Genomic DNA, 3,869 nt, shown 5'->3' with positions numbered 1-3,869 from the left:
TGCAGGGCGGCGAAGGCGGCGGACACACTGGTCCGGTGGCGACCACGCTGCTGTTGCCGTCGGTGCTGGACGCCGTGAGTATCCCGGTTGTTGCGGCCGGCGGGTTCTTCGACGGTCGCGGCCTGGCGGCCGCGCTGAGCTACGGCGCAGCAGGGGTGGCGATGGGGACGCGTTTCTTGCTGACCTCGGATTCCACGGTGCCCGATGCGGTCAAGCAACGCTATCTGCAGGCCGGATTGAACAGCACGGTGGTGACCACCCGCGTCGACGGCATGCCGCACCGTGTGCTGCGCACCGGACTGATCGAGAAGCTGGAAGTCGGCTCGGGAACAAGAAGATTCGCGGTGGCACTGCTGAATGCCGCCAAATTCAAGAAGCTCTCGCAGATGACGTGGCCGTCGATGATTCGCGACGGCCTGGCGATGCGGCACGGCAGGGAGCTCACCTGGTCTCAGGTGGTGATGGCGGCCAATACCCCGATGTTGCTGAAAGCCGGACTGGTGGAAGGGAACACCGAAGCCGGGGTGCTGGCGTCAGGTCAGGTGGCCGGCATCCTGGAGGATCTGCCGTCGTGCGCCGAACTAATCGCGGGAGTTATGCGCGATGCGATCAGCCATCTGCAGGCTGCGGCGGCCTTCGTGCAGTGACCGGTCACCATGAACCGTCAATCAGGACTCGACGACCATCAGCGTGTGGCCGGTCGGGTCGCGGAACCCGAACATCGGTGGAACCGGCTCGCCCATTCGCGACACCTGCGCATCGACGTCGACGCCGAGTTCCGTCATCGCTTCGTGAGTGGCGTCGATGTCACTGGTGGTCAGGGTGATACCGGTGACGGTCGGCTCCACCGGTCCGCCCGCCGGTGGCGGTGGGGCGAGCGCGATGCCGGTAGTGCCCTCCGGCGGGTAAACCTCGATCCAGCGGTAGCTGCCACCGAACGGCTGATCGGTTCGCTTCTCGAATCCGAGCGACTCGTAGAACGCGACCGCTTTGTCCTGCTCGGGTGTCGGCAGGCACACCAGGCTGATCGTGGTCAAGCCGGTATTTGTGGTCCTCATCGTGCACCTCCTGAGATGGGTTGGGAATCAGGGCCGTGCGCCTCGGCAATCTCCAGTGAGCTCGGCCAGCATCTGTAGGTCGGGTACTGCGTCCAGCCCTCGGGCGAGTCCTGCCACTGTTCCTGGCGCCCGTACGGCAGTACGTCGACCAATCCGAATGCGTGACTGGGCTGTTCGACACCGCGCCGGTTGGTGTGCCAGGTCCGGTACACGCGATCTCCATGGCGCAGGAAGACGTTCAGCGCGAACTGACGTCCCGGCGGGGAACCTACATCGGCGCCGAAGGGACTGTTGGCAGTGGAGTACCAAGCCATCTGGTTGCCCACCCGCCGCTTGTAGGCAATCGCTTCGTCGCTGGGGCCCTGCGTGACGATGACGAACCGCGCGTCGTAGTTGTCCAGGAACTCCAGGCGGGTGAACTGTGCGGTGTACCCGGTGCAGCCGGGACACTGCCATTCCTCACCCGGGCACCACATGTGGTGGTAGACGATCAACTGGGACCTGCCCTCGAACACGTCGACCAAGCGCACCGGTCCGTTCTCGCCTTCCAGCACATAGTCCGACATCGCGACCATCGGAAGTCGGCGGCGCTGCGCGGCGATCGCATCGAGCTCGCGAGTGGCCGCCTTCTCCTGTACCCGCAGTGCGTTCAATTCACGCTGCCAGGTCTCCTGATCAACGACCGGCGGTAATCCCGGAGATCTCACGATACGTCCTCCATTGCCATGTTTACGGTGTCAACATTGGTAATGTTCACACCGTACACTTGGACTCTAGGGGGTTGTCAAGAGTTGGCTGGGGCAAAGACCGGTTATCACCACGGCGACCTGCGCGCGGCACTGATTGATGCCGGGTTGAATCTCACCCGGACCGGCGGTCCAGAAGCACTGACCGTCCGGGAAGCGACGCGGCAGGTCGGTGTCTCGCCCAACGCCGCGTACCGTCACTTCGCCGACCGTGAGGCGCTGTTGGGAGCGGTTTCACTGGCCATCCAGGACCGGATGGCGGCGCGCATGCTCAGCCCGGCACGCCGGCGGGGTTCAGTCCCGACGCGGACGCGCAATCAGCTGCGCGCGGTCGGGCTCGGCTACATCGAATTCGCGCTGGACGAGCCGGGATGGTTCTCGGTGGCCTTCTTCGGGTCCGGTCTCACCGCAGTCGACCGCAAGTTTGTCCCGCCCCCGTTTCGCGCCTTGGTCGACGCCCTCGACGCCATGGTGGATACCGGCCTGCTGCAACCCAGCCGGCGCGACGGTGCCGAGTGGCCCTGCTGGTCCGCCGTGCACGGGTTCGCCGAACTGGCCCTGCATGGGCCCCTCCGCGGTGCGAGCCGCCGTGACCTGCAGGCGCTGGCACAGCGCACGGTCGACGACATCATCGCCGGCCTGTCCCGCTGACAGCGCACCCGGCCCGCGCGAACGTGCGCAAACCCGGTCCGCCGCGTGGCCTCGCGGTCGAGGCCGAACCCTCCCAGTCGCTGCCGTCGGGACACATCGACGTGGAGCTCGAAAAGGAGAAGCACGGGATCACACCGGTGACCGCGTAACCGACCAACCGGCTTGTCCCTACACGATCAACCGGAAATCCACCACGTTGCGGTCACACCGTCCCGCGGGCGGCCCACGCCGTAGCTGTGATGGTGAACGGTCCACGACCGAGTCGCTCGCGAGCCACCGACTTGATGTGTGCGCGGGTATCGTCATCGACTCGCTGGACGTAGTCACCGGCAGGACCTACACCGTAGGTGTATGGCTCCCACCATTCGTCAAACGTCGGGTGCACAACATCGACCGCGATCGAATCGTTTTCCACATCGCGCAGGCCGGCAGCTTCGAATAGCTCAGCCAGGTGCCCCCTACGGGCCCCGGAGAGTAATGCTTCATCCTCAACTTCAGGGTCGACGATGTGAACCGCATCCCAGAACGGCGCCAGTGCACCCGTCGGCCCGTCCCAAACGCAGGCTGCGGTGACACCGCCACGCCGAGTCACGCGTGCCATCTGTACGAGGGCGGCGACTGGATCCTTCATGAAGTGCACCACCAATTGGGCAAGAGCAGCGTCGAAAGCGGAGTCATCGTACGGCAGTTCCTCCGCCGTACCTCGGCGCACGTCAATGTCTGGGAAGCGCATACGGATCGCGTCGATGAGCGGCGGTGAAGGATCGATCGCCGCGACCTCAGCTCCGACCGAACGCAAGTGTGCCGTCAGGGCACCTGGTCCACAACCGACGTCAAGCACCTTTTCGCCCACGCCAACCCCGGCAAATGCCGTAAAGACCGCCGCAAGAGGCTCGGCATATCGGCCCATGAAACGGGTGTAGGCCTCTGGCGAGACGGCAAAACTCACCGGGCAATGTTACATCGCCGACGCGTCAATACGTGGCGAGGATTACTGTGTCTTCTGCTGCCCAGACGTTGCTTGAAACCGGAATTCGACCACGCCCCGCCGCAATACGTCGACCCACATCTCACGCTGCTGTTTGTTGCGCTCGTCGAGGTAGGAAAAGCGCAGCTGCGACGACAGTCGCTTCGCCTCGTCCTGATAGATGACGACCTGGGCGTGCCGATGCTCGATCGCTTCGAACGACGCCAGGAACAGCCCCTTAGCTGCAGGCGGTTTTCGCACTGGTGGAGGATTGGCGGGTGTCGGCGTTAGCGCGAGTTAGGATGCGCAGCAAGTTTGTTCGACTCCGGTGTCTGCGCGCGTGGCCATCCTGTCGGCTCGGCGACCAGGGTCGAGTCCGGGTCGTCTTCGAGGAGTTCGGCCTGACCGGCGACTACCCCGGTGAGGATTGCCCGGGCGGCAGTCAGC

General features: G+C 64.7%; 4 protein-coding genes and 2 pseudogenes. 2 read left to right on the top strand and 4 right to left on the bottom strand.

All coding sequences use genetic code 11. The features are described 5' to 3' along the window. Window positions 1-647: pseudogene (gene ipdC, locus AC2VON_RS26290) on the top strand ((3aS,4S,5R,7aS)-5-hydroxy-7a-methyl-1-oxo-octahydro-1H-indene-4-carboxyl-CoA dehydrogenase); the annotation flags it as partial. Between the two features lie 21 nt (window positions 648-668). Here the strand turns inward: ipdC and AC2VON_RS26285 are convergent. Then, on the bottom strand, window positions 669-1,058 hold the full coding sequence (locus AC2VON_RS26285) for a VOC family protein (protein WP_486955438.1): 390 nt from the start codon (window positions 1,056-1,058) through the stop codon (window positions 669-671). Further along, entirely contained in the window at window positions 1,055-1,768 is a 714-nt protein-coding gene (locus tag AC2VON_RS26280; RefSeq protein WP_486955439.1) for a DUF899 domain-containing protein, read from the bottom strand. Before AC2VON_RS26280 ends, AC2VON_RS26285 begins: the two co-directional genes overlap by 4 nt. 81 nt (window positions 1,769-1,849) lie before the next feature. Here AC2VON_RS26280 and AC2VON_RS26275 point away from each other — a divergent pair, with 81 nt between their 5' ends. Beyond that, on the top strand, window positions 1,850-2,455 hold the full coding sequence (locus AC2VON_RS26275) for a TetR/AcrR family transcriptional regulator (protein WP_486955437.1): 606 nt from the start codon (window positions 1,850-1,852) through the stop codon (window positions 2,453-2,455). A gap of 202 nt (window positions 2,456-2,657) precedes the next feature. Here the strand turns inward: AC2VON_RS26275 and AC2VON_RS26270 are convergent, their stop codons facing one another. After that, complete coding sequence (locus tag AC2VON_RS26270; RefSeq protein WP_486955436.1) at window positions 2,658-3,404, bottom strand: class I SAM-dependent methyltransferase; 747 nt, start codon at window positions 3,402-3,404, stop codon at window positions 2,658-2,660. A gap of 72 nt (window positions 3,405-3,476) precedes the next feature. Further along, a pseudogene (locus AC2VON_RS26265) lies at window positions 3,477-3,662 on the bottom strand (TetR family transcriptional regulator); the annotation flags it as partial. Between the last annotated feature and the right edge of the window lie 207 nt (window positions 3,663-3,869).

This window comes from Mycobacterium sp. TH-M82 (assembly GCF_057473605.1).
Note: the sequence above shows the minus strand (reverse complement) of the source record. Positions and strands in the feature narration are given on the sequence as shown.